This window comes from Streptomyces sp. TRM70350 (assembly GCF_019219825.1).
Classification (GTDB): Bacteria; Actinomycetota; Actinomycetes; order Streptomycetales; family Streptomycetaceae; genus Streptomyces.
Map to the genome: position 1 here is coordinate 192,778 of NZ_JAHUXH010000006.1, position 26,532 is coordinate 219,309.

Annotated in this window: 21 protein-coding genes and 2 pseudogenes; 13 read left to right on the forward strand and 10 right to left on the reverse strand. The window is 72.8% G+C overall.

The genetic code is table 11. The features are described 5' to 3' along the window. Positions 1–3: 3 nt before the first annotated feature. From KWI83_RS12335 to KWI83_RS12355, 5 genes are all read right to left on the reverse strand, one after another. Entirely contained in the window at positions 4–609 is a 606-nt protein-coding gene (locus KWI83_RS12335) for an ATP/GTP-binding protein (protein WP_218514364.1), read from the reverse strand. A 249-nt stretch (positions 610–858) separates the two neighbouring features. Then, complete coding sequence (locus KWI83_RS12340; protein ID WP_218514365.1) at positions 859–1,272, reverse strand: DUF742 domain-containing protein; 414 nt, start codon at positions 1,270–1,272, stop codon at positions 859–861. 22 nt (positions 1,273–1,294) lie between these two features. Next, complete coding sequence (locus KWI83_RS12345; RefSeq protein ID WP_218514366.1) at positions 1,295–1,768, reverse strand: roadblock/LC7 domain-containing protein; 474 nt, start codon at positions 1,766–1,768, stop codon at positions 1,295–1,297. Beyond that, positions 1,765–4,278: a nitrate- and nitrite sensing domain-containing protein gene (locus tag KWI83_RS12350; protein ID WP_218514367.1), complete on the reverse strand. Its 2,514-nt coding sequence runs from the start codon at positions 4,276–4,278 to the stop codon at positions 1,765–1,767. Before KWI83_RS12350 ends, KWI83_RS12345 begins: the two co-directional genes overlap by 4 nt. A 49-nt stretch (positions 4,279–4,327) precedes the next feature. Further along, the gene (locus KWI83_RS12355) at positions 4,328–5,101 is read right to left on the reverse strand and encodes an MHYT domain-containing protein (protein WP_218514368.1); all 774 of its coding nucleotides are present in this window, start codon (positions 5,099–5,101) and stop codon (positions 4,328–4,330) included. Between the two features lie 151 nt (positions 5,102–5,252). On the opposite strand from KWI83_RS12355, the gene KWI83_RS12360 reads away from it, so the two are divergent. The 4 genes from KWI83_RS12360 to KWI83_RS12375 all read left to right on the forward strand — a co-directional run bounded on the left by KWI83_RS12360 (position 5,253) and on the right by KWI83_RS12375 (position 8,871). Continuing rightward, complete coding sequence (locus tag KWI83_RS12360) at positions 5,253–5,852, forward strand: class I SAM-dependent methyltransferase (RefSeq protein WP_218514369.1); 600 nt, start codon at positions 5,253–5,255, stop codon at positions 5,850–5,852. Between the two features lie 116 nt (positions 5,853–5,968). Continuing rightward, positions 5,969–6,265 (forward strand): hypothetical protein, encoded by a 297-nt coding sequence (locus tag KWI83_RS12365; RefSeq protein ID WP_218514370.1) that lies wholly within the window; start codon positions 5,969–5,971, stop codon positions 6,263–6,265. A 170-nt stretch (positions 6,266–6,435) separates the two neighbouring features. Continuing rightward, complete coding sequence (locus KWI83_RS12370) at positions 6,436–7,260, forward strand: hypothetical protein (RefSeq protein WP_218514371.1); 825 nt, start codon at positions 6,436–6,438, stop codon at positions 7,258–7,260. A gap of 219 nt (positions 7,261–7,479) precedes the next feature. Further along, positions 7,480–8,871, forward strand: coding sequence for a tannase/feruloyl esterase family alpha/beta hydrolase (locus KWI83_RS12375; RefSeq protein ID WP_218514372.1), 1,392 nt, complete (start codon positions 7,480–7,482; stop codon positions 8,869–8,871). Positions 8,872–8,875: 4 nt separating this feature from the next. Here the strand turns inward: KWI83_RS12375 and KWI83_RS12380 are convergent, their stop codons facing one another. Next, positions 8,876–9,055, reverse strand: a complete 180-nt coding sequence (locus tag KWI83_RS12380) for a hypothetical protein (RefSeq protein WP_218514373.1) — start codon at positions 9,053–9,055, stop codon at positions 8,876–8,878. A 242-nt stretch (positions 9,056–9,297) separates the two neighbouring features. Here KWI83_RS12380 and KWI83_RS12385 point away from each other — a divergent pair, with 242 nt between their 5' ends. The 3 genes and pseudogenes from KWI83_RS12385 to KWI83_RS12395 all read left to right on the forward strand — a co-directional run. After that, positions 9,298–12,147 carry a DEAD/DEAH box helicase gene (locus tag KWI83_RS12385; protein ID WP_218514374.1) on the forward strand — a complete coding sequence of 950 codons (2,850 nt, stop codon included), beginning with the start codon at positions 9,298–9,300 and terminating at the stop codon, positions 12,145–12,147. Further along, a complete protein-coding gene (locus KWI83_RS12390) occupies positions 12,144–13,409 on the forward strand; it encodes an SWF or SNF family helicase (RefSeq protein WP_218514375.1) in 1,266 nt (421 codons plus the stop codon). Before KWI83_RS12385 ends, KWI83_RS12390 begins: the two co-directional genes overlap by 4 nt. A gap of 68 nt (positions 13,410–13,477) precedes the next feature. Continuing rightward, positions 13,478–13,856, forward strand: a pseudogene (locus tag KWI83_RS12395) (esterase-like activity of phytase family protein); the annotation flags it as partial. 180 nt (positions 13,857–14,036) lie between these two features. Here KWI83_RS12395 and KWI83_RS12400 read toward each other — a convergent pair. Together KWI83_RS12400 and xylA are read right to left on the reverse strand one after the other, a co-directional pair. Beyond that, positions 14,037–14,507, reverse strand: a complete 471-nt coding sequence (locus KWI83_RS12400; RefSeq protein WP_308122037.1) for a hypothetical protein — start codon at positions 14,505–14,507, stop codon at positions 14,037–14,039. A gap of 67 nt (positions 14,508–14,574) precedes the next feature. Further along, positions 14,575–15,741 (reverse strand): xylose isomerase, encoded by a 1,167-nt coding sequence (gene xylA / locus KWI83_RS12405; protein ID WP_218514376.1) that lies wholly within the window; start codon positions 15,739–15,741, stop codon positions 14,575–14,577. A 131-nt stretch (positions 15,742–15,872) separates the two neighbouring features. On the opposite strand from xylA, the gene xylB reads away from it, so the two are divergent. The 4 genes and pseudogenes from xylB to KWI83_RS12420 all read left to right on the forward strand — a co-directional run bounded on the left by xylB (position 15,873) and on the right by KWI83_RS12420 (position 19,801). Beyond that, entirely contained in the window at positions 15,873–17,318 is a 1,446-nt protein-coding gene (gene xylB / locus KWI83_RS12410) for a xylulokinase (RefSeq protein ID WP_218514377.1), read from the forward strand. Between the two features lie 18 nt (positions 17,319–17,336). Further along, positions 17,337–18,560 carry an ROK family transcriptional regulator gene (locus tag KWI83_RS12415; protein WP_218514378.1) on the forward strand — a complete coding sequence of 408 codons (1,224 nt, stop codon included), beginning with the start codon at positions 17,337–17,339 and terminating at the stop codon, positions 18,558–18,560. Positions 18,561–18,924: 364 nt separating this feature from the next. Next, positions 18,925–19,050, forward strand: a pseudogene (locus tag KWI83_RS40250) (acetamidase); the annotation flags it as partial. A 151-nt stretch (positions 19,051–19,201) separates the two neighbouring features. Further along, a complete protein-coding gene (locus KWI83_RS12420) occupies positions 19,202–19,801 on the forward strand; it encodes an N-acetylmuramoyl-L-alanine amidase (RefSeq protein WP_218514379.1) in 600 nt (199 codons plus the stop codon). Positions 19,802–20,241: 440 nt separating this feature from the next. Here the strand turns inward: KWI83_RS12420 and KWI83_RS12425 are convergent, their stop codons facing one another. Both KWI83_RS12425 and KWI83_RS12430 read right to left on the reverse strand, forming a co-directional pair. Then, complete coding sequence (locus KWI83_RS12425; RefSeq protein WP_218514380.1) at positions 20,242–21,693, reverse strand: FAD-dependent oxidoreductase; 1,452 nt, start codon at positions 21,691–21,693, stop codon at positions 20,242–20,244. Between the two features lie 89 nt (positions 21,694–21,782). Continuing rightward, positions 21,783–23,006, reverse strand: coding sequence for a polysaccharide pyruvyl transferase family protein (locus tag KWI83_RS12430; protein WP_218514381.1), 1,224 nt, complete (start codon positions 23,004–23,006; stop codon positions 21,783–21,785). Between the two features lie 571 nt (positions 23,007–23,577). Between KWI83_RS12430 and KWI83_RS12435 the strand changes: the two genes are divergently transcribed. Together KWI83_RS12435 and KWI83_RS12440 are read left to right on the forward strand one after the other, a co-directional pair. Beyond that, the gene (locus KWI83_RS12435; RefSeq protein ID WP_218514382.1) at positions 23,578–24,543 is read left to right on the forward strand and encodes an NAD-dependent epimerase/dehydratase family protein; all 966 of its coding nucleotides are present in this window, start codon (positions 23,578–23,580) and stop codon (positions 24,541–24,543) included. Positions 24,544–24,836: 293 nt separating this feature from the next. Further along, positions 24,837–26,498, forward strand: coding sequence for a carbamoyltransferase C-terminal domain-containing protein (locus KWI83_RS12440; protein ID WP_218514383.1), 1,662 nt, complete (start codon positions 24,837–24,839; stop codon positions 26,496–26,498). Positions 26,499–26,532 lie beyond the last annotated feature (34 nt).

The window sequence follows — 26,532 nt, forward strand, 5'->3', positions numbered from 1 at the left end:
CGTTCAGCTCACGGAGTCGAGCAGTCGGGCGGTGTGCATCCGTCCGGCGTACTCGACGAGCCGGATCAGCACCTCCTTCCCCGAGTCCTTGTCGCGTGCGTCGCAGAGCACGACCGGCGTTCCCTGGTCCAGGTCCAGCGCGCGGGAGACATCCTGGGCGCCGTAGGCGCGGGCGCCGGCGAAGCAGTTGACGGCCACCACGAACGGGATGTGCCGGTGCTCGAAGTAGTCCACCGCGGGGAAGCAGTCCTCCAGGCGCCGGGTGTCGGCCAGGACGACCGCCCCCAGCGCTCCCTGCGACAGCTCGTCCCAGAGGAACCAGAACCGGTCCTGTCCCGGCGTGCCGAACAGGTACAGGGAGAGGCCGGTGCGGATGGTGATGCGGCCGAAGTCCATGGCGACGGTCGTCGTGACCTTGTGGTCCACGCCGTCGGTGTCGTCCACCAACTGACCGGCCTCGCTCAGCAGTTCCTCGGTGCGCAGCGGCCTGATCTCGCTGACCGCGCCCACCAGGGTGGTCTTGCCCACGCCGAATCCGCCGGCGACCAGTATCTTCAACGCCAGGGCGGTGGTCTCACCCTCGGTGGCGTCGGACGTCTCGGAGACCATCGATCACTTCTCTCGGGAGTTCCGGCAAGGGTCGACGTCGGCATGCGCATGCCACGCCCGGGCACGGCGTCCGCGCACGGCTTCGGTGCATGTGTGCGAAGTCAGCATCATGACAACGGCCGGACCCCGAAGGGTCGTGGGACCGCTCTTTGCCCGAAGTGACCGGCTCGGGTCCGTTCCGCGCCCACAAAGGTGCGTGAGTCGGCGCTCTGCACGGCCGTACGCGCGCGGGTTGTCGTGTGGGTTCATCTACAGCGCCCGCAGTCCGTCGATGACCTCGCGCAGAATCCGTTCGTCGGGCAGCTGCGCGGGCGGTACGGGACGGCTGACGGTGACGCAGCCGAGTTCCAGAAGGTCGCCGAGGAGCACCCGGACGACGCCGACGGGGAGGTCGGCGCCCGCGGCGAGTTCGGCCACCGACTGGGTTTCGATGCGGCACAGGTCGATGAGGGCCCGGTGCTCGGGGCCGAGCGTGGGGTCGTCGTCGAGGTGGGGAGCGCCCGGATCGAGGGTAACCAGGGCGACGAGGTCGAAGCGCACTCCGGTGGGACCCGGTTTGGTACGGCCGCCCGTCATGGCGTACGGCCGGACGAGCGGGCCGGCCTCGCCGTCGTACCACTGGCTGCCCTGCTCGCGCGGGGTGCCCTTGATGTCCTCGGTCATCTGTGCGGACCGCCTTCTCGCCTCATCCGGCGGCGGGCGGCCGCGCGCTCACGCGCGGCGCCGTGTACAGGTGTTCGCCGACGCGCTTGACCAGTCGTGCCATCTCGTACGCCACCAGGCCTATGTCGGCCGTGACGGCGGTGAGGACGGCCAGGCAGGAGCCGTCGCCGGCGGCGGCCACGAACAGGAACGCGTCGTCCATCTCCACCATGGTCTGGCGCACTCCGCCGGCGCCGAAGTGCCGGCCGGCGCCCTTGGCCAGGCTGTGGAAGCCGGAGGCGACGGCGGCGAGGTGCTCGGCGTCCTCGCGGCCGAGGTCGGTCGAGGCGCCCACGGCGAGTCCGTCGGTGGAGAGCACCACGGCGTGCCGTACCTCGGTCACGCGCAGCACCAAGTCGTCCAGCAGCCAGTCGAGTTCGCCGGACCTCCCCCACTCTCGGCTTCGCTCGAGCGGGGGGACCCCCACGGCGGCTCTCATGCTGGGGTCCTGGATCATGCGGGGTCTCCTTCGCTGCTGTCACTGCCGCCTGCGGGGTCGGGGGTGGCGCCGCGGCCGGGTGGGCGGCCGCCGCCGCGCGCCCATCCGTCGCGGTAGGCCGCCATGCGGTCGCGTACGACTTCGGGGGTGCGCCGGTCGTCGTTCCGCGGAGCGGACGGCTGGGCGGTGTCCGAGGGGCGCCGTTCCCGCAGTTGGGGGGCGAGGCTGGCCTGCCGTACCCGGCGCGGGAGATCTTCGGGGGCTTCGGCGGGCTCGGGGGGACGGTGCAGACGCAAGGTGGCGACTCCGGGGGGCGGGGGTTCGGGGCCGGTCTGCGTCGCGGCCGGGATGGGGGCCACCAGGGCGGGCCGGTCGCCCGTGGTGGGGACGGCCTCCCGGTGGAGGGGGCCGCCGGGCATGCGTGCGTACTCGTGTTCCGGGTCCGCCGCCTTGTCGCCGGAACGTTCCGGCACGCCGCTGTGCAGCAGGGCGGTGGGCAGCAGGACGACCGCTGTGGTGCCGCCGTAGGGGGAGGTGCGCAGGTGCACCTTGATGTCGTGGCGTGCCGCGAGCCTGCTGACGACGAAGAGACCGAGCCGATCGCTGTCGAACAGGTCGAGGGCTTCGGACTGGGCGATACGGCGGTTGGCCTCGGCGAGGGTCTCCTTGCCCATGCCGAGGCCGCGGTCCTCGACCTCGATGGCGTAGCCGTTGCCGACGGGCTCGCCGGTGATGCGCACGCGCGTGTGCGGGGGTGAGAACTGGGCGGCGTTCTCGACGAGCTCGGCGAGCAGGTGGGTGAGGTCGGCCACGGCAGCGCCGATGACGAGGGCTTCGGGGAGCTGTCGTACCTCCACGCGCGCGTAGTCCTCGATCTCGGAGACGGCCGCGCGGACCACGTTGGTCAGGGAGACCGGCATGCGCCAGGCTCGGCCGGGGGCCGCGCCGGAGAGGATGATCAGGCTTTCGGCGTGGCGCCGCATGCGGGTGGTGAGGTGGTCGAGCCGGAAGAGGTCGCTCAGTTCGTTCGGGTCGTCGGAGCGGCGTTCCATGCTGTCCAGGAGGCTCAGCTGGCGGTGGACGAGGACCTGGCTGCGGCGGGCGAGGTTGACGAAGACGCCGGAGATGCCGCTGGCGAGTTCGGCGCGCTCCACGGCGGCGCGCAGCGCGGCCCGGTGCACGGTGCCGAGGGCCTCGGCGACCTGGCCGGCCTCGTCCTCGGCGGGCGGCCCGGGCGGGGCCTCGGCCCGGACGTCGATCTCCTCCCCCGCGCGCAGTTTGCGCATGGCTTCGGGGAGTTTGCGGCGGGCGATCTCCAGGGCGCTGTTGCGCAGGCTGACCAGTTCGACGACGAGGCCGCGCCCGATGCGTACGGAGATGACGAGGGACGCGGCGACGGCGGCGAGGCCGAGGAGGACGGCGGCGCCCGCCGGGGTGAGCAGACCGCGGGTGAACGGGTCGGCCCGGTCGGCCACGCTCCGGGCGGCGTTCTGCTCGATGGTGCGTATACCGCCCTGCACGCGCGCGTGTGCGGGGTCCCAGGCGGTTTCGGGCGCGGCCTTGATCGCCGCGGATCCTGGGCGGCCGGCCAGGACCTTGTCCTCGATGGAGACCACGGCGGCGTAGTCACCGCCCTCGGCGAGGTTCCGCCAGGCGGCGCGCTCGTCGCCGCGCAGGTCGGCGACCGCGGCGTCGGTGAGGGCGCGGCGGGTGTCGACCGCGCCGGTGAACAGTCGCAGCCGCTCGCCGTCGAGGCCACCGGCGAGCCGTGCACTCGACAGCAGCACGTCCTCCTGGGCCAGGGCTTCGCCCGCGCGGGAGAACTCCAGCAGTACGCGCGCGTCGGAGCCGAGTTCGGCGTCCTGGATGCCGGTGAGGGCGCTGCCCACGCCGAAGGCCGTCGAGATGGTCGTCGTGTACCGCTGGTACGCCTCGTCCCATCCGGCGCGCCGGTCCAGTACGTCGGTGCGCAGCAACCGCAGTCGCTCGGTGCCGGTGACGAAGGTTTCGAGCCGCTGGGCGACGCCCTCGGGCAGTTCCTGTCCGTCGGCGACGGTGTTGCGGTCGCCGAGCCGCAGTTTCGCCACCGCGCGGTCCGTGCGTTCCGCGAGGCGCTGAAGGTCGGCGCCGGCCTCGGCGGTGGGGTCGGTGGCGTGCCGTACGGCGGCGGCGCGCTCGGCCTGGAGTGCGGCCACGGTGTCCGCGACGGGGGCGCGGACACCGGAGTCCACACGCTGCAACTGCCGTAGCCGGGCGATGTCCTGAACGGTGCTGACGGTGGCGTACGCCCACAGGGCCAGCAGCGATACGACGGGCACCATCAGCAGGCAGACGATCTTGGCGCGCACGGTGCGCGGACGGATGTGCCAGCGCTGCCCCGCGCGCGTGGGACGGCCTGTCGTGTCCGCGCCCGAGGGGTCCTGGGGACCTTCGTCGGCCGGTGGGCCCGCGTGGGCACGGCGACCGCGCGCAGGGGGTGGGGACGGCGTCGTGGCGCCTGTGCCGGGGTTCCTACGGGGTGTACGCATGGCCTCCTCGTTCAGAAGGGGTTCGGGGGCGTGCCGGTGCTGTGCGCCGTCAGTGGGCGGCGCTCTCCACGGGCCGCTGAGCCGATGCGGACGCCTCGCGCTCCCCCGCCGTCGGCGACAGCGCCACGAAGGCGGAGGTCAGGAAGAGATAGGACCCGAGGCCGACGGCGAGGGGGAAGACGAACTGCATCGCCGTGGCCCCGGGCAGGACCTCGCCGGAGGACGTGACCTGCACACGCACCGCGAACATCCCGGTGTAGTGCATGCTGCTCACGGCCACGCCCATGACGAGGGAGGCGACGGTGACCGCGACGGGCGACTTGATGTTGAGCGCCGCCCACAGGGCCGCGGTCGCCGCGACGACGGCGATCACGACCGAGAGGGCGACGCGCATCGGGTCGTACGTCACCTCACCGTGCAGGCGTACCGCCGCCATGCCCAGGTAGTGCATGCTCGCGACGCCCAGCCCGGTGGTGAGGCCGCCGAGGAGCAGCGCGCGGGCCCGGTCGCGGCCGTAGCCGACCGCGAAGACGCCGGCGCAGACGACGATCATGGCCACGAGCAGGCTGAGGACGGTGAGCGGCACGTCGTAGCGGATCTCGGTCCCGCTGACGCTGAAGCCGAGCATGGCCACGAAGTGCATGGTCCAGATGCCGGTGCCGATGGCCGAGGCGGCCGTGATCAGCCAGTTGCGGCGCGAGCGGCCGGTGGCGCCGAGCGCGCGGACCGTGCAGCGCAGGCCCAGTGCGGCGCCTGTGCAGGCCATGACGTACGACAGTACGGGGGTCAGCCAGCCGAAGGTGGCGTGGTCCAGGTGTCCCATGGCCCCGGGACGCTAGCCGGGGCACGGGAGCACAAAGGGGGCGCATTTCGGAAGCTGCTGGAATATGACGCAGAGATGTACCTGAACGATCGCGTCCCGCTCGAACATGCGCGCCGGGCGTCCTCCGCGTCAGTGAGGGATCATGCCGAACATGAACGACGACCGTACGCACGTCCAGGAGTTCTTCACGGCCCGCGCGGCCGACTGGGACAGCCGGTTCCCCGATGACGGCCCCGCCTACGCGGCCGCGGTCGCCGAGCTCGTCCTGCGGGAGGGCGACCGCGTCCTCGACGCCGGCTGTGGCACCGGACGTGCCCTGGCGCCGCTGCGTGCGGCCGTGGGCGCCTCGGGAGTGGTCCTCGGGGCCGATCTGACCCCGGCCATGCTGCAGGCCGCCGTACGGGCCGGACGGAACCGTGACGGGTGGCTGCTGCTCGCCGACGTGGCGGCGCTGCCGCTGCGCTCGGAGTCGCTCGACGCGGTGTTCGCGGCGGGCCTGATCGCCCACCTGCCCAACCCCGCGGAGAACCTGCAGGAGTTGGCCCGCGTGGTGCGCCCCGGCGGCAGGCTCGCCCTCTTCCACCCGATCGGTCGCGCGGCGCTCGCCGCCCGCCAAGGGCGGCAGATCACCTCGGACGACCTGCGCGCGGAGCCCAATCTCCGGCCGCTGGTGGGCGGTTCGGGGTGGACCATGACCTCATACGTCGACGAGGACGACCGATTCCTCGCCCTGGCTGTCCGGGAGAGCTGAGCGAGGCCGGCGCTTCACCGCACCTTCCCCCTTCTGCCGCCGCAGCTCCAACTCTACGTTGAGTAGCAGCGGGTGAGCGATCGGCGAGAGAAGCGACGAGGGGGAAGGTGATCACTGTGTTCGACAGGGTTCGCAAGGCCTGGGCCGGGTTCCGCGAGGCCGCACGCACGGAGCGGAAGGCCGGTCCGGACCGGCGTACGCACAACCTGTTCGAGGCCGCCGCCGCGTATGTGTCGGCGTGCGCGGAGGACGACCAGGAGCGCATCGACGAGGCGGCGGGGTGGGTGTCGCCGGAGGCGTTGTCGTTCGGGGTGAACGAGCTGGCGTGCCGGGCCGTCATCGCGCTGGCGCGGGAGCGCGACGAGTCGCCGCGGACCGTGGCACGCACGCTGCTGGGGCTGCCGACGGCCTGAAGCACGGGCAACAGGGTGGCCGTTTCGCCCCTGTCCGGCCGGACAGGGGACGGTCGATCCGGCTCGGTCCGGCCGGACATCCGCAGGTCCGGTGGGCCGCGGAGTCGTGACAAGCGGCTTCCGGTCGCACTAGGGTGCGCGCCGTTGGACGAACCTCTGGGGAGGCTGGGATGGCCGGGACGGACGAGGACGCCGTCGCCGCCGCGGACGATGCGCTCTATGTGCTCACGGCGGTACTGCTGACGCCGGCGCAGTTCCCGAGCGTGCTGGGCGACGACTACCCGGAGGCCTGCGCGGCGCTGGGTCTCGCGCCGCTGGCCGACGGGTACGGCCTGGTGCTCGGCCAGGACGGCGAGGGCGCGCGGTGGACGGTCGTCACCGACGACGTGTCGCTGGTCGCGGTCGCCATCGCCTCCTGGGACTGCGGCATGGAGTACGACCTGTCGCCGGACGAGCGCTCCGTGGTCGCCGCCCTGCCGGGCTGGCCGCTGGCGGTCGCCGTGGCGGCTCCCGGGGTGCCCGCGCCGCACGATCCCGACCCGGAGGTCGCGGGCTGCCCGCCGCTGTCGCCGCCGGACACCACCGGCTGGGGATCGGCCCAGCGCCGGCTGGGGGCGGACGAGATAGCGGTGCAGTGGACCTTGTGGCGGGAGCAGGTCGACGACACGGAGTTCGTGAGCCCCAGGACCGGCTCCGAGCCCACCGGGGAAGAGGAGGTGGGTCCCGAACGCAGCGTGATCCGGCGCGTGCTCGCCGAGGCACACGCGTATGTGGACACCCCGCCGCCCCTGGGCCGCGTCCGGTCGTCCTTCGCGCCGGGCGACGCCCGCACGCTGCGTGCCGACGGTCCGGGCTGGTCGCTGGTGGCGAGGACCGACGACATGGCGTTCCTGCTGCTCGACGAGAAGCCCGGCGAGGTTCTGCCGGTGGGCCGGGGGCCCAAGCTGCCGGCTCTGCTGGAGGCGCTGGACAAGATGGCGGTACGGCCGAGCTGAGACGGGCCGACGGTCACTGGGCCTCCTGATGCGGACGTAGTGCCGAAAGCAAGGAGCCCTTACATACCAAGGGACTTCACGGCCTGTGGCGGGCGCCCATGCCTCGACTGAACGGCATGTGGCGCCACTCCATGGCAGACGCGCGGCGCCCACCGCACGATGGGGCAGCCCTCGGCTCGGCCCCGTGCCGTGCCCTGTCGTACCGCCCTGGAGGCCCGCATGCGTCCGTCCCCCGGCGTTCCCCTGCTCGCCGCCGCTCTGCTGGCCGCGGCCCTCGCGGGGCCGACTCCCGCCGTCGCCAGGGGAACCGGCGATGCCCAGTGCGCTCGTCAGGACCGCGTGCGGGTTCCGGGCGCGGCGTTTCAGCAGACGGCCTGTCTGGACGACCTGACCACCACGGGCCTCGCCGGTACGCCCTACACCGACCTGGCCGACCAGGCGGGGCTGACCGCCCAGGCCACCCGTGTACCGTCCGGGGTGCCGGGCGTGCAGGTCGACGGGTTCTTCCCGGACTCGTCGCGGTCCAACGCCACGCATGGCTGGCGGCACGACGCACAATTCGTGATCCGGTTGCCGGACCGCTGGAACGGCGGCCTCGTCGTCACCGGGGCGCCGGGCACCCGCAGGCAGTACGCGACGGACAAGGCGATCTCCGACCGGGTGCTGGCCCAGGGCTACGCGTACGCCGCGACCGACAAGGGCAACACGGGCGCCGACTTCTACCGTGACGGCGACCGGCCCGGGGACGCGGTCGCCGAGTGGAACGCGCGGACCACCCAGCTCACGCGCGCGGCCCGCAGGGTCGTGACCCAGCGCTACGGGCACGCCCCGCGACGCACCTACATGACCGGCGTCTCCAACGGCGGCTATCTGACGCGCTGGCAGCTGGAGAACCATCCGGAGCTGTACGACGGCGGAGTGGACTGGGAGGGCGCCCTCTGGACGGCGGACGGGCCGAATCTGCTCACCTCGCTTCCCACGGCGGTGGCGCGGACGTTTGGCTCGGCGTCGGACGAGGACATGTACGCCGTGGGTTTCGCGCGTGACTCGGAGTTCCTGTGGCCGTACCACGAGAAGGCGTACTGGGGCATCACACAGAAGACCTATCGCGCGGAGTTCGACCCGGCGTACGACCCCGGCTGCCCCGGACCGTCCGCCGGGACCACGCCCGAGGAGATCCTGGCGCCCTGCGCGTCCGACGCGACCTACGACTACGCCTCGCGCCCGTCCTCCGTCCATCACGCCGTGGCCCGGGTGGCGCTGACCGGGCGCATCGGCAAGCCGCTGATCACACTGCACGGGGACATGGACACGCTGCTGCCCAAGGCCGCTGACTCCGACGTGTACGCGCGCATGGTCGACGCCCGGGGGCGGGGGCCCCTGCACCGCTATTACACGGTGCAGGGCGGTACGCATGTCGACGGGCTGTTCGACACCCATCCCGACCGGCTGCGGCCGATCCTGCCCTGCTATCGATCGGCCTTCGACGCGCTGGTCGCGTGGGTGGAGCGAGGTACCCGGCCGCCCACGGACCGGACCGTCGGCCGGCCTGCGGGCGGCGATGTGGTCGACTCGTGTGCGCTGGACGGCGGAACCGCTCCGAGTCGGTAGAGCGTCAGCGGCCGAGCTCCTTGCGCGTGGCCCGGCGCAGCCTGCGGCGCTGCGACGGGTCCAGCGCGAGATACGCGGCGGCCGGGACGCCCAGCACTATCAGCAGCGCCCACCACGGCAGCCAGATCAACAGGATGAGCCCGACCGCCACACCTCCTGCGGCGATCTTCGCGTTCTTCGACATGTGTGTCGCCTCCTTCGCGGCCACTGCCGCTCTGTGTTCTGAGAACGGGCCCGCGTTCCCGGCGGTTCCAGCCGCGCCCCTTAGACGCACCCTGAGACATCCCTGATGCGCGACCCTGAGCCACCCCTGAGAGACATCGGGTGATCGAGGTCACAGCCCCATCATGCCGGGTGAGTCGAAGAGATGCTGTACCCTCGGCGACCTTACCCAAGTAGTCAAATTTGAGGAATGCGGCTATCTCTGTGCAGAGGATTCCCACGGCAACCCTCTCCGAACTCTCCGAACTGACCCACTGCGGTGCCGTGTTCCTGCCCGGCGACCCGGCCCGCACCGGCAGCGTCGCCTTCTGGCGCCCCGACGGCACCGCCCCGCCGGTCGTGCACGGCGGCACCGTCGAGGAGCTGGCCGTCGTGCTGCCCGGCGGCGACGGGGTGGAGCTGGTCGACGTACCGGCCGTCCTGCTGTCCGTACGCGCGGCGCTGCCCATCCTCACGCGCGCGCGTGCCGCCCAGCAAGGACACCGGGCGACCGTGTTCTGGGGCGCGGCAGCTGTGCTGGGCCTGCAGTTCGTGGCCCGGGGGCTGCTGTTGCCCGGCCTGTCCCCCGGCGATCACGACGCCTGGCGTGCGGGACCGCTGCGCGCCGAGGACGTCGAGAGCGTACGGCGGCTCGCCGCCGCGATGCCCCCCGAGGCGCATGCCGTACCGCTGGGCGGCACCGGGCCGCTGCGGCTGCCCGAGCCGGAGCGGCTGCTGCGGGCCTTCCTGGACGCGGTCGCCGACACGCTGCCCCGCTCCCCCGCCGCGTCGCTCGTGACGGGCGGCCCCGCCTACGCCGTACCAGTGCCGCAGCACCTGCCCGAGCAGCGCGCGTGGGCCGCCGATGTGGCCGCGGGCCACGACGCGGGCGTCCGGATCTCGCTGCGGATCGAGGGGCCCGGTCCGGCCTCGGCGGGGGACGACACGGCGCCGACCTTCCGGGCCGTGCTCCAGGTGCACAGCGTGCACGATGCCTCGCTCGTCGCGGACGCCGCCGAGGTGTGGGCCGGGACGAACGCCACCAGCGGGGCGTTCGGCCCCCGCGCGCGGGTGGACGCGCTGCTCGCCCTCAGGCGCGCGGCCCGGGCCTGGCCCGCGATCACTCCCCTGTTGTCGGCCGCCGTGCCGGACGCCGTGGAGCTCGCCGACGAGGAGGTCACCGAGCTCCTCGGCGACGGCTCGGCGGCTCTCGCGGGCGCCGGCGTCGACGTGCACTGGCCCAGGGAACTGGCCCGCGAGCTGACCGCCCGCGCGGTCGTCGGCCCACCGCACGACGAGAAGCTCTCCTCGGACACGCCGTCGTTCCTGTCGGCAGACGCGCTGCTCGCGTTCGACTGGCGGTTCGCGCTGGGCGGCCGGCAGCTCACCCGCGAGGAGCTGGACCGGCTCGCCGAGGCGAACCGCCCCGTGGTGCGACTGCGTGACCAATGGGTGCTGATCGACCCACAAGAGGTGCGCCGCGTCCGCGCGCAGCAGGACCGCAAGATCACGCCTCTCGACGCGCTGGGCGCCGCTCTGACGGGCTCCACGGAGGTCGACGGCCGCCGGGTCGAGGTGGAGCCGACCGGCTGGCTGGCGGCGCTGCGGGAGCGGCTGGCGGACCCGGAGGCGCAGGAACCGGTCGAACAGCCCGCCGCGCTCGCCGCCGAACTGCGCGACTACCAGCGGCGGGGCCTGTCCTGGCTGGCCCGGACGACGTCCCTGGGGCTCGGCTGCTGTCTCGCCGACGACATGGGGCTCGGCAAGACGATCACCCTGATCGCCCTGCATCTGCACCGGCAGACCGACCCGTCGGCCGCCGGACCGACCCTGGTGGTCTGTCCGACGTCCCTGCTGGGCAACTGGCAGCGCGAGATCGAGAAGTTCGCGCCCGGCACACCGGTGCGCCGCTTCCACGGATCACGGCGTGACCTGGACGGCGTGGCCGACGGGGAGTTCGTGCTGACGACGTACGGCACGATGCGGCTCGACGCGCGGCGGCTGGCCGACGTGCCGTGGGGTCTGGTGGTGGCCGACGAGGCCCAGCACGTGAAGAACCCGTACTCGGCGACCGCGCGCCAGCTGCGCTCCATCGGCGCACGCGCGCGTGTGGCGCTCAGCGGCACCCCGGTGGAGAACAACCTCTCGGAGCTGTGGGCGATCCTCGACTGGACCACCCCTGGGCTGCTGGGTCGCCTCGGCACGTTCCGCACCCGGTACGCGCAGGCCGTCGAGGGCGGCCAGGACCCGGCCGCCGCGGAGCGGCTCGCCCGGCTCGTACGGCCGTTCCTGTTGCGCCGGCGCAAGTCGGATCCGGGCATCGCGCCCGAGCTGCCGCCGAAGACCGAGACCGATCGCGCGGTGTCCCTCACCACGGAACAGGCGGGGCTGTACGAGGCCGTGGTGCGCGAGACGCTCGCGGAGATCGCGGAGGCCGACAGCATGGCCCGGCGCGGACTGATCGTGAAGCTGCTGACCGGTCTGAAGCAGATCTGCAACCACCCGGCGCAGTACCTCAAGGAGAAGCGGCCGGTGATCGCCGGGCGCTCCGGAAAGCTGGAGCTGCTCGACGAGTTGCTCGACACGATCCTCTCCGAGGGGGCGAGCGTTCTGGTCTTCACCCAGTACGTGGGCATGGCCAGGCTGATCGAACGGCATCTGGCGGGCCGTGGCGTGTCCTCGCAGTTCCTGCACGGCGGGACGTCGGTCCCCGAGCGCGAGGCGATGGTGCGGCGCTTCCAGGACGGTGAGGTCCCGGTGTTCCTGCTGTCGTTGAAGGCGGCGGGCACGGGCCTGAACCTCACGCGGGCCGAGCATGTCGTGCACTACGACCGCTGGTGGAACCCCGCCGTCGAGGCGCAGGCCACGGACCGCGCCTACCGCATCGGCCAGGACCGCCCGGTGCAGGTGCACCGGCTGATCGCCGAGGGGACGATCGAGGACCGTATCGCCGAGATGCTGCATCGCAAGCGCGAGCTGGCCGACGCGGTGCTGGGCCCCGGCGAGGCCGCGCTCACGGAGCTGACGGATGCCGAACTGGCCGATCTGGTGGAGCTGCGAGGGGCGACGCGATGAATCCGTACGACGAGACAGAGCGCACGTTCGCCGCGTTGCCTCCCGCGCGCGGGAGGGGCTTCGCGGTCACCTGGTGGGGCCGGGCCTGGCTGAAGGCCCTGGAGGACACGGCGCTGGACGCGGAGCAGGTGAAGGCGGGCCGTCGGCTCGCGCGCGCGGGTGCCGTGGGCGCGGTGTCGGTGCGGCCGGGGCGGCTCACCGCGGTCGTCCAGGACCGGGACGGTACGGCGCACCGGGCCGATGTGCTGCTGGAGGAGCTGTCGGCGGAGCGGTGGGACCGCTTCCTGGAGATGGCGGTCGAGCGGGCCGGGCATGTCGCGGCACTGCTCGACCGGGAGATGCCGCCGCACCTCGTCGAGGACGCGGCGACGGCCGGTGTCGAACTGCTGCCGGGCATGGGCGATCTGGAGCCCACGTGCGACTGCGGGGCCTGGGACCACTGCGGGCACACGGCGGCACTGTGCTACCAGGTGGCCCGTCTGCTCGACGAGGATCCCTTCGTCCTGCTGCTGTTGCGCGGGCGCGGTGAACGCGCCCTGCTGGACGACCTCCAGACCCGCAGCGCGGCGCCCATGGAAGAACCCGCCGAAGGGCCGTCCGAACCGGAGGGAGTGGACGCCGTGGAGGCGTATGCGGCTGGGGACATCCTGCCCCCGCTGCCCGCCCCGCCCGAACTCCCGGCGGAGCCCGGCCTGCCACCCTCCCTGGACACCGAGGCCCCGCCCGCGCCCGGCGTCGAACCGGCCGCACTGGAGTTCCTGGCTGCACGGACGGCGGTGGCGGCGCACCGCCTGCTGTCCGAGGCGCTGCGGGGAGGCGTTGCCGAGGAGGAGCTGACGGTGGCTCAGGACGCCGTACGGCTTGCTGCCGGGGCTCCCGTACGGGCCCTGGCCGACCGGCTCGCCAAGGGCTCGGGACGCAGCCCGGAGGAGCTGGCTCTGGCGGTGCAGGCCTGGCAATACGGCGGTGTGGCCGGGCTGTCCGTACTCGAAGAGGAGTGGACGGTCGAGGCCGAGACCCTCGCACGCGCGCGTGCTGCCCTGGAGGCGGCTTGGGACGACGACGAGCGGCCGGAACTGCGCGCGCAGGCCAACCGGTGGACGGTCGTCGGCGCACCGAGCCAGCTGCGTCTGGGGCGCGACGGCCGCTGGTGGCCGTATCGGGAGGCAGGCGACCGCTGGGTGCCCGTGGGAGGCGGGGACCAGGACCCGGCGACGGCGCTGGCCGCGACGGAGGCAACGGGTGGGGACGACGCCCGCTGAAGGTGGCGTCGGAGTCGGCCGCGACCAAGGCCTGCTGAGTCGGCCTCGGGGTCGGCCGCGAGCAAGACCTGGTGAGCGGGCGTCCCCTCGCGGTGGTAGCCGCGCTGCTGGCGGCGGCCCCCGGCCACGGGCGCCCCTTCCCAGGACGCGCGGGTGATCCGCACGGCGACCCTGGGTGACACCCCGCTCGGCACGGTGGATGGCAAGGACCGCCGTCCCTTCCCGGTGCCGGGCTTCGGCCCGGCGATCGTGAAGATCCGGATCTCCGGCGGCTCCGTGCGGGTGCTGGACGCGATACCGATCACCACGTCCTCGGGTAAGCCCGTCACCGGCCTGTCGAACCATGAGGGGCACGACGAGGCACCGTCCTCCTACGACGTGCGGACGCCGCTGACGTACGACCCGAACGGGCTGGACACCGAGTCCCGTGCGGCAGCCGCACGTGGACCACCGTCGTCTGGACCCCGCTGTCGACCAGCCGACCCTGCGCGTCGAACGCCTCCGCGCCGTCCGTCATGCCGAAGTGGGGGCGCGGTCACCGGTGTGCCCGGCTCGATGAAGGCATCGCGCGCGTGGACCGTGACACGCTGGCGCTGATCAACGACACATCTGAGGCGCCCCGGTTCCCTAGGGCAGCGTGTCGAGCGGGAGGTCCGGGATCAGGGATTCCAGATCGCTCGGTAGCTCGCTGGGCATCTCACTCGGCAGTTCCGTGGGGAACTGCGACGGCAGTGACGGCAATCCACTCGGCAGCCTGGTGGGCAGCTCGGTGGGGATGCCGAAGCTCGGCTCCGCGGAAGTGCTGCTACCGACGGGCGGTTTCCCGTCCGGTGACTGGTCGCTTGCGGATCCCGTCCAGACCACCACAGCGACGACGACCGCGACGGCAACGAGCACGGCCAGGGCGAGCAGGACGGGGCTGCGCCGCCGTCGTGGGGGTACGGGTCCGAATTCCGTGGTGGGAGGTCCGAAACCGCCGCCCGGGGGCGGCGTGTCACCCGGCGGTCCGGGCGGCTGAGGCGGTGCGGGCGGCATGGCCATGGCGACCAGGTTCACGGAACAGCCGCCGGACCGCGACCCCCACGCGGTGGTTGGCACGGACTCATGTCACGGATCGCACGATTCCGTGGCATTCCACGCGGAGGTCACGCCGCCGCGTACGGCCTCAGCCGCGCGCACCCAGCAGATGGTCCATCGCCAGCTGGTCGAGCCGCTCGAACGCCATCCCGCGCGCGGCGGCCGCCTCGACGTCGAACTCCTCGAACGCCGTGCGGTCGGCGAGCAGGGCCTGCAGGCCGTCCGCCGCCGTGGGCCGGGCCAGTTCGTCGAGGCGGGAGGCGCGCAGGGCCTCCTGGACCTCGGGGTCGGCGCGGAAGGCGGCCGAACGCTCCTTCAGGATGAGGTAGTTGCGCATGCAGCCCGCGGCCGACGCCCACACACCGTCGAGGTCCTCGGTCCGCGGCGGCTTGAAGTCGAAGTGGCGGGGGCCGTCGTAGCCGGCGCTCTCCAGGAGGTCGACCAGCCAGAAGGCGGCGCGCAGGTCACCGGCGCCGAAGCGCAGGTCCTGGTCGTACTTGATGCCGGACTGGCCGTTGAGGTCGATGTGGAACAGCTTGCCCGCCCACAGCGCCTGCGCGATGCCGTGCGGGAAGTTCAGCCCGGCCATCTGCTCGTGCCCGACCTCGGGGTTGACGCCGTACAGCTCCGGCCGCTCCAGCCGCTCGATGAACGCCAGGGCGTGGCCGACGGTGGGCAGCAGGATGTCGCCGCGCGGCTCGTTCGGCTTGGGCTCGATCGCGAAGCGCAGATCGTAGCCCTGGGAGGTGACGTACTCGCCGAGGAGGTCGAACGCCTCCTTCATGCGGTCGAGCGCGGCGCGTACGTCCTTGGCGGCACCGGACTCGGCGCCCTCGCGCCCGCCCCAGGCGACGTACGTCCTCGCACCCAGCTCCACCGCCAGGTCGATGTTGCGGATGGTCTTGCGCAGCGCGTACCGGCGTACGTCACGGTCGTTGGCGGTGAACGCGCCGTCCTTGAAGACGGGGTGCGTGAAGAGGTTGGTGGTGGCCATCGGGACGGTCATGCCGGTCGCGTCCAGGGCCTGGCGGAAGCGCTTGATGTGCGACTCGCGCTCGGTGTCCGAGGATCCGAAGGGGATCAGGTCGTCGTCGTGGAAGGTCACCCCGTGGGCACCGAGCTCGGCCAGGCGCTGCACCGTCTCGACCGGGTCGAGGGCACGCCGCGTGGCGTCGCCGAACGGGTCCCTTCCCTGCCAGCCGACGGTCCACAGGCCGAAGGTGAACCTGTCCTCGGGGGTGGGCTGGTAGTTCATGCCGCGGCTCCTTGCTGCGTACGACTATTTCGTCATGGCCGTTTACAAATTAGTATGCGGTCGCACGTCTGGGAAGAGACAAGATGTCTTTGTCCCACTGTCCCGCAGAGCCGCGGAAAAGGGAGAGCCCGATGTCAGCAGCCGAGGGTCCGCTCGTCGTCGGCGTGGACACGTCCACCCAGTCCACCAAGGCGCTGGTCGTCGACGCGACCACCGGCGAGGTCGTCGCGAGCGGCCAGGCGCCGCACACCGTCACGTCCGGGGCCGGGCGGGAGAGCGACCCGCGGCAGTGGTGGAAGGCACTGTGCGAGGCGCTGCGCCAGTGCGGCGAGCCCGCCCACGAGGCCGCCGCGGTGTCCATCGGCGGGCAGCAGCACGGTCTCGTCACGCTGGACGACCGGGGCGAGCCGGTACGCCCCGCCCTGCTGTGGAACGACGTGCGCTCGGCGCCGCAGGCGCGTCGGCTGGTCGAGGAGCTGGGCGGCGCCAAGTTCTGGGCGGACCGCACGGGCAGCGTGCCCGGCGCGTCCTTCACGGTCACCAAGTGGGCCTGGCTCGCCGAGCACGAGCCGGAGGCGGTCCGCGCCACGAAGGCCGTGCGGCTCCCCCACGACTACCTCACCGAACGCCTCACCGGGCAGGGCACGACCGACCGCGGCGACGCCTCCGGTACGGGCTGGTGGGCGTCCGGCAGCGAGTCGTACGACGAGGAGATCCTCGCGCGCGTGGGGCTAGATCCGGCGCTCCTGCCGCGCGTGGTGCGGCCCGGCGAGGTGGCGGGCACCGTCCGTGACAGCCACGACCTGCCGTTCTCCAAGGGCACCCTGGTCGCACCCGGCACCGGCGACAACGCCGCCGCCGCGCTGGGCCTCGGGCTGCGCCCCGGCACTCCCGTCATGAGCCTGGGCACGTCCGGCACGGTGTACGCGGTGTCCCGGCGGCGCCCTGCCGACCCGACCGGCACCGTGGCGGGCTTCGCCGACGCGCGCGGGGACTGGCTGCCGCTGGCCTGCACCCTGAACTGCACGCTCGCCGTCGACCGCGTCGCGGCCCTGCTGGGCCTGGACCGCGAGGCCGTCGAGCCCGGCACGGGCGTGACCCTGCTGCCGTACCTGGACGGCGAACGCACCCCCGACCTGCCGAACGCCTCGGGACTGCTGCACGGCCTGCGTCACGACACCACCGCCGGTCAGCTCCTCCAGGCGGCGTACGACGGTGCCGTGCACGCGCTGCTGGGCGCGCTGGACCTGGTCCTCGACGAGGACGCCGACCCCTCGGCGCCGCTGCTGCTGATCGGTGGCGGCGCCCGGGGAACGGCCTGGCAGCAGACCGTACGACGACTCTCCGGGCGCCCCGTCCAGGTCCCCGAGGCCAGGGAACTGGTCGCGCTCGGCGCGGCGGCCCAGGCAGCCGGACTGCTCACCGGCGAGGACCCCGCCGCAGTGGCCCGGCGCTGGAACACCGCGCGCGGGCCGGTGCTGGACGCGGTCGAGCGGGACGAGGAGACGCTGGCCAGGATCTCCGGGGTACTCTCCGACGCGGCCCCGCTGCTGGAGCGGAGCCCCGAGAGCCGCTGAGCCACCGAGGACGGAGGCATGACCGCACCGCTGCACAAGGGCCACCCTGCCGGTCCCGGGCGCGCGTTGCCGGACACCCAGCAGGGCATGCGGCGCCGCAATCTCGCCCGGGTGATGCACACGGTCGGCGCGGAGGGCCCGCTGTCCCGTGCGGCGGTGGCCTCCCGCATCGGACTGACCCGTGCGGCGGTCTCCACCCTGGTCGACGAACTCATCCGCTTCGGCCTGCTGGACGAACTGGGCCCCGAACGTCCCGGCCGGGTGGGCCGGGGCCGTCCCGGTTCCGCGCTCGCGGTCAGCGGGCGCGGCCCCACGGGGATCGGCGCGGAGGTCGGCGTCGACCATCTCGCGGTCTGCGCGGTCGATCTACGGGGAGAGGTACGGGCGCGGATCGTACGGCATGGCCCGAACCGCGGCCGCTCCCCCGAGCCGGTGATCGAAGAACTCACCGGGCTGGTGCGCCGGGTCGTCACCGATGCGGAACGTGAGGGGCTGTGGCCGGCGGGGCTCGCGGTGGCGGTTCCCGGTCTGGTGGCGCGCGACGCCCGGACCGTCGTACGCGCTCCCAACCTCGGCTGGCACGACACCGACCTCGGGTCGCTGCTGCCCGCGGAGCTGCCGCTGACCGTGGACAACGAGGCCAACTTCGGCGCGCTGGCCGAGCTCTGGCTCGGCGAGGGCACCCCGCGGGACTTCGTGCATGTGTCGGCCGAGATCGGTATCGGCGCGGGCGTGATCGTGGACGGTCGGCTGCTGCGCGGAACACGCGGCTTCGCGGGCGAGTTGGGGCATGTCCCGGTCCGGCCGGACGGGCCGGAGTGCGCCTGCGGTGGACGCGGCTGCCTGGAGCAGTACGCCGGTGAGGAGGCGGTGCTGCGCGCTGCCGGTCTGGAGCCGGGCGAGGACCGTGTCGGACTGCTCGCGGGGCGGGCCACGGAGGGTGACGAGGACGTACGGCGGGCGCTGAGCGATGCGGGCCAGGCGCTCGGTGTGGCGCTGACCGGGGCGGTGAATCTGCTGGACCCCGAGAGCGTGGTGCTGGGCGGTGCGCTGGCCGGGCTCGCACCCTGGCTGCTGCCGTCGTTGCGAACCGAGCTGGCCCGACGCACGGCGGGGCGGGCCTGCCCTGTGTCCGTGTCACGGCTCGGTCCTGAGGGGCCGTTGCTGGGGGCCGCGCATTGGGTGGTGCGCGGGGTGTTGGACGATCCGGCGGGGGTGGCTGAGGTGAGGGCGCGGGGCTGAAGGTGTTTGCAAGCCCTCCGGCGTCCCTCCGAAAGCCCTGCTCACCACCCGTTCGGGTGAGCGAGTTATCCACAACTCCTCGGTGATCCACGGAAAGGCGCGACGACCTTCAGCCCAACGCCCAGCGCCGTACCGTGATTCACGCGAGGCGCAGCCGGTGTGCGGAGACGACGTCGGCTGAGCTGGACCGACCGATCGGCTGTGCGGGACCGATGATTCGAGGGGGGACGAACGATGTCGGTGGAAACGGCTGAACTACGTCGGCGCCACGCAGGTGCCGACGCCCAGAAGGCAGGGGTGTGCTCATGAGCGACCCAGACATCCTGACCGTGCGGCCCCAACCGGGAGAGTACGCCTGGACGTGCTTGAGGGCGCGCGCCTCAGCCTCGGCGACGGGCACGCCCGGCAGGGCGAGGGCGGGACCTGCGGTGTCGCCCTCGAGTGCGCGATGAACACCGTGGTCCACGCCCGGCTGCGCGAGTCGGCGGCGGCGCTACGGATTGATCCCGACCCGATCTGGGCGTGGACCGCCCTCCGCCATCCCGGCCTTCTCCGGCCCTCCCCCCTCCAACCCGTCCTCCATCCTCCTTCAACCTCCTTCAACCTCCTTCAAAGTCCTTCCAGCTGAGAGGCGACCCTCCATGCAACGGGCAAGACCACTCCCCGACCGGCGACGGGTCCTCAAGGGCGCCGCCCTGGCCGCCGTCCCTTACGCACTGCTGCCCGGCCCCAGGGCCGACGCGCGGACACCGGCTCCCGACTACCCGCTCGCGGAATGGCAGCCTGCGACCCCCGCCAACTCCACGTCGGCGAACCGTCCGGCCACCCACCCCGTCGACCTCGTCGTCATCCACGTCACGCAGACGGACTACTCCGGGACCCTGGCCGTCTTCCAGCACCCCAGCAAGAAGGTGTCCGCGCACTACGTCGTCCGGTCCGCCGACGGACATGTGGCGCAGTGCGTCCGCGAGTCCGACATCGCCTGGCACGCCGGGAGCTGGGAGCACAACACACGCAGCATCGGCATCGAACACGAGGGGTGGGTCGACCGGCCCGGCTACTTCACGGACGCCATGTACGAGCGGTCGGCCACGCTCACCGCGGCGATCTGCACGAAGTACGGCATCTCCAAGGACCGCGCGCACATCATCGGCCATCACGAGATACCGGGCACCGACCACACCGACCCCGGCCCGCACTGGGACTGGACGCGCTACATAGGGCTCGTCAACTCCGCCTGACCGGGACACCACGTCCACGCGAGACCCCCCAGGTCGACGCCCGACAGGCCCATGGTTGGGCCCAGCCGATCACTGGCACTCGGTGCTCGACGGTGCCACCGGCCGACAGTCCGGGCGGCCGCCTGCGCGCCCTTCCAGTGAGGAGCTGCCCATGTCGATGCCGTTGTCGATGCCGTTGACGGTGGATGCCCGTGAGCACGGTCGGCCTGGAGCGACGGCCCGCCGAAGCCAGGCGCTTCCTACCACCTGCGGGATCCCCCGGAGGTGCGAGCCGGGATCGCCGTCGCGGCCGCTGTCTCCCGCCCGCCGGTGGACGGGAAACCGAATGGGGACGACCAGCAGCCGAGGAGGACACAGACGCAGCAACGCGTCGGCGGCCACCCGCTTCGACACCGCGCCCAGCGGCGGCCGGTGGCGCGACAACGACACCTGGGACGACCTCAACCGAGCCCCGCCGCCGCCCCAGCCGCCAGGTGCAGCCGCGCCCCCTGGCGTGTGAGCTCCTGCTGGACCAGGGCGTACGGCACCTCCCGTGGGCTGCGGTTGATCCGGGTGGCCAACGCGGCGCAGACGCCCGCCGCCTGACCGGTCGCCATGGCGATGGGCATGACACGGTAGGAGGAGTGCGCCACGTGGGAGCCGGAGATGCAGCGGCCCGCGACGAGCAGGTGTTCCGTGTCGCGGGGCAGCAGGCAGCGCAGCGGGATGTCGTAGAAGCGGCCCCGCGGGACGCGTTTGAGGACGGTGCCGCTGCCCCTGGGGTTGTGGATGTCGACGGGGTAGGCGCCGTGCGCGATGACGTCGGGGAAGGAGCGTGCCGCCAGGATGTCGTGACCGGTGAGGTGGTAGTCGCCGAGGATGCGCCGGGTCTCCCGTACGCCGATCTGGGTGCCGCTCTGCACCACATATGACTCCTCGAAGCCGGGGACGTGCAGGCGCAGGAAGCGATCGATCTGTTCCATCTGGCGGCGGGCGACGTACTCGGCGCGGCTCAGGTCCCACACATCGATGCCGAGGGCCCGGGTGACGCGGGTGCTGTTGATGCTGACCTCACGGGGGTGGGGGGTGCCGAAGAAGAGGATGTCCTCGCGGGGCAGGCGCAGTTCGCCCGCCTTGGTGGCCTCCTCGACGAGGTCCCACAGGCCGTGCACGCCCCGCCACTGGTCGGGGTGCTCGTGGACGTACTCGGCGAACCGGGGCCGCAGGAAGTCGACGACGCGGAACATGAGCGTCATCGGCTGCACCAGCCCGTCCTCGGGCCGGCCGATCTCGCACGGCGCTCCGCAGGCGGCGGCCACATCACCGTCGCCCGTGCCGTCGACGACGACGTCGGCGTCGATCACCACCGGGCCGGACTTGGTCTCGAAGACGACCCGCCAGCCGTCGTCGAGCGGCAGGGCGGCGGAGGCGAAGGAGTGGAACAGCATGCGGACGCCGGCCTCGTCGAGCAGGTCGAGGAGGACGAGTTTGTAGATCTCCGGGTCGAAGGGGACGGTGTAGCCGGTTTCGAGGGAGGGCGGGATGCAGCCGCCGCGCTCGTTCAGCCGGTCCAGCAGGCGCCACAGAAAACCGGCGACCACCGCTTCGCCCTCGCCGTGGTCGGTGGGCAGCAGCGAGTCGCCTTCCTGGCCGGGGCCGGTGAAGACGGCCTGCTTCTGCTCGTTGTGGAACGACATCAGGGGCATGACGAGCGCCACGGTGGCGTTGCCGCCCAGGAAGCCGTACCGCTCCACGAGCACCACATCGGCGCCGGCGTCGGCCGCGGCGTACGCGGCCGCGGTGCCGGCCGGGCCTCCGCCGACGACCAGGACCTCCGTGCGGCCCCCGTGGTGGGCGTCGCGCGGCGGCAGGGTGACGGTCCGTGACTGTGGAGGTCGTTGCAGGATCGGCATCGGTTCTTCCCGTCGGAGGTGTTCCGAAGGCGGTCGGACTCCCGGGCCCCGTACCCGTGCCCCCCTGCCGGGGTCCATGGCCCGGTCGTTCAGGTCGCCGTTCCGGTACCCGGCCGTAGCAGGTGCAGGCCCGGGCGTTCGGTGTCGGGCGCGACGCCGGTCTGCTCCTCCAGGGAGTCGAGGACCACGGCGCACCGGACGCAGGTCTCCCGGGCGACGCCTCGCAACGCCCGCACGCGTGCGTCAAGATCGTCCCGGCGCTGCGGAAACTCGTCCCACAACCGGTCCACCTCGGCCAGCAGCAGCCCGGCCTGCTCGCGCGCCACGCCGACCAGCGCCGGCGCCCCGATACGGCGGGAGAAGTCGAAGACCTTGCCGGAGTACGGCAGCGGCAGCACGGGCAGCCCGGAGAGCGCGGCGAAGATCACGAAGTGCAGGCGCATCCCGACGGCGAGGTCGAGGTGGTTCATGAAGCCGAGGACCTGGCCGGGGCTGTAGACGCTGTGCAGGATGCGCCCCCGGTCGGGTGCGGTCATCCGGGAGAGCACGCCGTGGGCGTGGTGGACGTCCTGGCGTTCCATCGGCACGAAGACCACATGGGCCTCCAGCCGCCGTACCAGGAAGTCGGCCACGTCGGCGAGCAGGGCGTGGTAGTCGCTCTCGTCGAGTTTCTCGGCCGCGCGGCCCGGTTCGCGGACCGACATCCCCACCAGCCGGGTATCGGCGGGGATGCCCTCCTGCCGCATCATCTGGTCGGTGAAGGGCTCCGGCGGCAGCAGCAGCGCCGGATCGGCGGTCACGGTGAGGTCGCGGTCGAGCCCGGCCTCCTCCAGCACGAGCCGTGACTCCTCGTCCCGTACGACGACCTCGTCCATCGCCGGCAGTACGGCACGTACCGCCTCCCGGTCCTCCGCCTCACGCAGCGGGCCCGCGCCGACGGCGTACGCGAAGGTGCGCACCCCGCGGGCCTGCGCGGCGCCGACCAGCCGCAGATAGCGGCGCGCCTCACCGTCGTAGAGGATGCCGCCACCCCCGAGCACCAGCAGGTCCAGGCCCGACAGGACGTCGAGGATCTGTTTCTGCGGGACGCCCTCCCAGTCGACCACCTGGTCGGCGGCGGGCTGGTGGGCGCGGGTGTGCTCGGCGTTCCGGCTGAAGACGACGAGCCGGGCCTGCGGGCGGTGGGCGCGCAGGCAGCCGAGGACGCAGGTCAGGATGGCCTCGTCGCCGAGGTTGAAGCCGCCGTAGGAGCCGAGCAGGCCGATGCGCGGCCCCGGCCCTGCGGTCCGGCGAGGCTGTGTGGTGGTGGTCATCCGGAACTCCTGTCCAAGGAGCTGACGAGCGGTGCGGGGTCCGGGACAGCGGCGCGGGCGCGGCGGGGGTCGGGTGGGGGCCTCATGGGTCGCTGCCGCGGGCTGGGCCCGGGTTGCCGTCCCCGCGCAGGAGAAACCCTCGGGCGGGGAGAAACCCCCGACCAGGTACGTTCCGACAGGCAGCGTCATCCTTTCACGGGATCGGGTCCGCCACCATCGCAGCGCCGCGTCACCGGGCAGTGATCAGAGGTGCCGGCTCCGGAGGTTGGGTCTCTGCCAGTTGGGAAACCGGCGTCTCATGTCATCGCCCGAACCTCTCCATCCCCACGCGCCGAGGGGCTCACGCTGCGTGCATCACCCGGATGCCGTATGCCTCCGAGCCTCCTGGGCTCGGACGGAGGACGCTGATCTAGGTACTGGGTGCCCTCGCGGCGCCCGCGGCCCGCGTCGGAGTGAAGGCAGAGAAGGCAGAGAAGGCAGAGAAGGCGGGGTCGACAAGGCAGGAACCAGGGTCCCGGGTCGGCGCCAGGCATCCGACAGGCCGTCGTCGTCATGTGCAGAGGAGACCTGAATGACCACCGCATCATCACGTACCTGGGAGCACGCCGTCGTCACCGGTGGCGCGGGCTTCGTCGGCTCGCATCTGTGCGGCGCCCTGCTGGACTCCGGCGCGGCGGTCACCTGCGTGGACGACTTCAGCACCGGCCGGCCGGAGAACGTCTCCCCGCTGCTCGACCGCCCCGGATTCACGCTGGTGCACGCGAACGTCGCCGAGCAGATACCCGTCAAGCGGCCCCCGGATCTCGTCCTGCACTTCGCCTCCCCGGCGTCCCCGGCGGACTATCTGCGGCTGCCCCTGCACACGATGGAGACCGGCAGTCTCGGCACCCGCAACGCCCTGGAACTCGCCCATGACCACGGCGCCCGCTTCCTGCTCGCGTCGACGTCCGAGGTGTACGGCGACCCGCAGCAGAACCCGCAGGACGAGCGGTACTGGGGGAACGTCAACCCGGTCGGCCCGCGCAGCGTGTACGACGAGGCCAAGCGGTTCGGCGAGGCGCTCACCACGGCGCACGCGGAGGCGGAGGGCACCGACACCTGCATCGTGCGGCTGTTCAACACCTACGGTCCGCGGATGCGCGGCCACGACGGCCGGGCGGTGCCGACCTTCGTCCGCCAGGCGCTGGACGGCGAACCGCTCACGGTCACGGGCGACGGCCGCCAGACGCGTTCACTGTGCTACGTCGAGGACACCGTCCGGGGCATCCTCGCGGCGGCGGCGCACGGCATGCGCGGCCCCGTGAACATCGGCAATCCGGGTGAGATCACCATGCTGGACCTCGCTCGCCTGGTCATCAGGCTCACGGGTTCCCCCTCGGAGATCCGCTTCGTCGAACGGCCGACCGACGACCCGGCGGTCCGCTGCCCCGACATCACGCTGGCCCGCGACAAGCTCGGCTGGGAGCCCGAGGTGGACGCGGAGGAAGGGCTGCGCCGCACGATCGACTGGTTCCGCGCCACGGCCGGTGAACGCTGAGGCGCACCGGGTCCGACGCCGCGCCGAGGCAGAACGCCCGGTCACCGATCCCCGGTCACCTATCCCGGGTCACCGGCCCACCGCTCCCCGGTCACCTATCCCGGGTCACCGACCCACCGCCCTGGCCACCGGCCTCCATCCACCGACCCACCGGCCACGCGCCACGCGGCCACCGACCCCCAGTCACCGACCCACCGCCCACCGCTACCGCCCACCGCCCACGCGCCACCCGGCCACCCAAGCGCCACCCAGCCACCGAACCCCACTCAACCCACCGCACCCCCAGGACCCCCATGCGCATCCTCGGAATCAACGCCCTCTTCCACGACCCCGCCGCCGCCCTCGTGATCGACGGCCGCACCGTGGCCGCCGCCGAGGAAGAGCGGTTCTCCCGCCGCAAGCACGGCAAGCGGCCGGTGCCGTTCTCCGCCTGGGAGCTGCCGGAGAAGGCCGCCGCGTGGTGTCTGCGCCGGGCCGGCCTGCGCCCGCAGGACCTCGACGCGGTCGCCTACTCCTACGACCCGCAGCTGGCCCGCCCCGCCGAGGCGATGGGCCTGGACGACCCCTGGGACCACCTGCGGCAGACGTACGCCCGTGAGGCCCCCGGCTTCCTGCGGGCCGCGCTGCCGGGTCTGGACGCCGACAAGGTCCGTTTCGTCCCGCACCACATGGCGCACGCGGCGTCCAGCGCCTTCGCGGCACCCGACGCCGGCGACTCCTCCGTGCTGGTCCTGGACGGCCGCGGGGAACGCGCCTCGCACCTCGCGGCGCGGCGGGTCGGGGACCGGCTGGAGGCGCTGCACGCGCAGGAGCTGCCGCACTCCCTGGGCCTGGTCTACGAGGAGCTGACCGACCATCTGGGTTTCCTGCGCTCCTCGGACGAGTTCAAGGTGATGGCCCTGGCCTCGCACGGCAGCCCGCGGATGCTGCCGGAGCTGCGCCGGTACGTGTACCCGACCGGCGACGGCGGGTTCCACGCCACCGGCGTCCCCTGGCACGAGTTCTGCCCGCCGCGCGGCGCGGACGAGCCGTGGACCCAGGAGCACGCGGACGTGGCCGCGAGCGCGCAGGCCGTACTGGAGGAGACGCTGCTCGACCTGGTGCGCTGGCTGCACGGGCGGACCCATCACAGCGTGCTCACGCTCGCCGGGGGCGTCGCGCTCAACTGTGTCGCCAACTCCCGTATCGCCCGTGAGGGTCCCTTCTCGCAGGTGTGGGTGCAGCCGGCGGCCGGTGACGCGGGCACGGCGCTGGGCGGTGCGCTGCTGCTGGCGGCGGGCGCGGGGGACGCGCCGGAGCCGATGGCGGGCGCCGACCTGGGCCGGGACTGGACCGACGCGGAGCTGGGCGCATGGCTGAAGACGGCGGCCGTACCCTTCGAACGGCCCGCGGACATCGCCGAGACCGTGGCCGAGGCCCTCGCCGACAACGGGATCGTCGCCTGGTTCCAGGGCCGCTCCGAGTACGGTCCCCGGGCGCTCGGCCACCGCTCGCTGCTGGCGCATCCCGGGCACGCGGGCAATCTGGAACGGCTCAACGACGTCAAGGGCCGTGAGCAGTTCCGGCCGGTGGCGCCCATGGTGCTGGCCGACCGCGCCGCCGAGATCTTCGACGGCCCGCTGCCGAGTCCGTACATGCTGTTCGTGCACGACGTGGCCGAGTCCTGGCGGGAACGCATCCCGGCCGTCGTGCACGTCGACGGCACGGCCCGCATCCAGACCGTGGACCCGGCGCAGGAGCCGCTGGTCGCCCGCATGCTGACCGCGTTCGAGCGCCGCACCGGGCTGCCGGTGGTGGTCAACACCAGCCTCAACACGGCCGGCCGGCCGATGGTCGACGATCCACGCGACGCCCTGGAGTGCTTCGGCTCCTCACCGGTCGACCTGCTCGCCATCGGCCCGTACGCGGTCCGGCGCGGCGACTTCTTCCGCGCGACGGGGAACGGGAGGGCCTGATGCGGGAGCACACGGCTCGGGCGGCACATCACGT

Bases quoted from the DNA above. Each gene is read 5' to 3' on its own strand.
- KWI83_RS12335 (WP_218514364.1), bottom strand. From the start codon at position 609: ATGGTCTCCGAGACGTCCGACGCCACCGAGGGTGAGACCACCGCCCTG.
- KWI83_RS12340 (WP_218514365.1), bottom strand. From the start codon at position 1,272: ATGACCGAGGACATCAAGGGCACCCCGCGCGAGCAGGGCAGCCAGTGG.
- KWI83_RS12345 (WP_218514366.1), bottom strand. From the start codon at position 1,768: ATGATCCAGGACCCCAGCATGAGAGCCGCCGTGGGGGTCCCCCCGCTC.
- KWI83_RS12350 (WP_218514367.1), bottom strand. From the start codon at position 4,278: ATGCGTACACCCCGTAGGAACCCCGGCACAGGCGCCACGACGCCGTCC.
- KWI83_RS12355 (WP_218514368.1), bottom strand. From the start codon at position 5,101: ATGGGACACCTGGACCACGCCACCTTCGGCTGGCTGACCCCCGTACTG.
- KWI83_RS12360 (WP_218514369.1), top strand. From the start codon at position 5,253: ATGAACGACGACCGTACGCACGTCCAGGAGTTCTTCACGGCCCGCGCG.
- KWI83_RS12370 (WP_218514371.1), top strand. From the start codon at position 6,436: ATGGCCGGGACGGACGAGGACGCCGTCGCCGCCGCGGACGATGCGCTC.
- KWI83_RS12375 (WP_218514372.1), top strand. From the start codon at position 7,480: ATGCGTCCGTCCCCCGGCGTTCCCCTGCTCGCCGCCGCTCTGCTGGCC.
- KWI83_RS12380 (WP_218514373.1), bottom strand. From the start codon at position 9,055: ATGTCGAAGAACGCGAAGATCGCCGCAGGAGGTGTGGCGGTCGGGCTC.
- KWI83_RS12390 (WP_218514375.1), top strand. From the start codon at position 12,144: ATGAATCCGTACGACGAGACAGAGCGCACGTTCGCCGCGTTGCCTCCC.
- xylA (WP_218514376.1), bottom strand. From the start codon at position 15,741: ATGAACTACCAGCCCACCCCCGAGGACAGGTTCACCTTCGGCCTGTGG.
- xylB (WP_218514377.1), top strand. From the start codon at position 15,873: ATGTCAGCAGCCGAGGGTCCGCTCGTCGTCGGCGTGGACACGTCCACC.
- KWI83_RS12415 (WP_218514378.1), top strand. From the start codon at position 17,337: ATGACCGCACCGCTGCACAAGGGCCACCCTGCCGGTCCCGGGCGCGCG.
- KWI83_RS12420 (WP_218514379.1), top strand. From the start codon at position 19,202: ATGCAACGGGCAAGACCACTCCCCGACCGGCGACGGGTCCTCAAGGGC.
- KWI83_RS12425 (WP_218514380.1), bottom strand. From the start codon at position 21,693: ATGCCGATCCTGCAACGACCTCCACAGTCACGGACCGTCACCCTGCCG.
- KWI83_RS12430 (WP_218514381.1), bottom strand. From the start codon at position 23,006: ATGACCACCACCACACAGCCTCGCCGGACCGCAGGGCCGGGGCCGCGC.
- KWI83_RS12435 (WP_218514382.1), top strand. From the start codon at position 23,578: ATGACCACCGCATCATCACGTACCTGGGAGCACGCCGTCGTCACCGGT.
- KWI83_RS12440 (WP_218514383.1), top strand. From the start codon at position 24,837: ATGCGCATCCTCGGAATCAACGCCCTCTTCCACGACCCCGCCGCCGCC.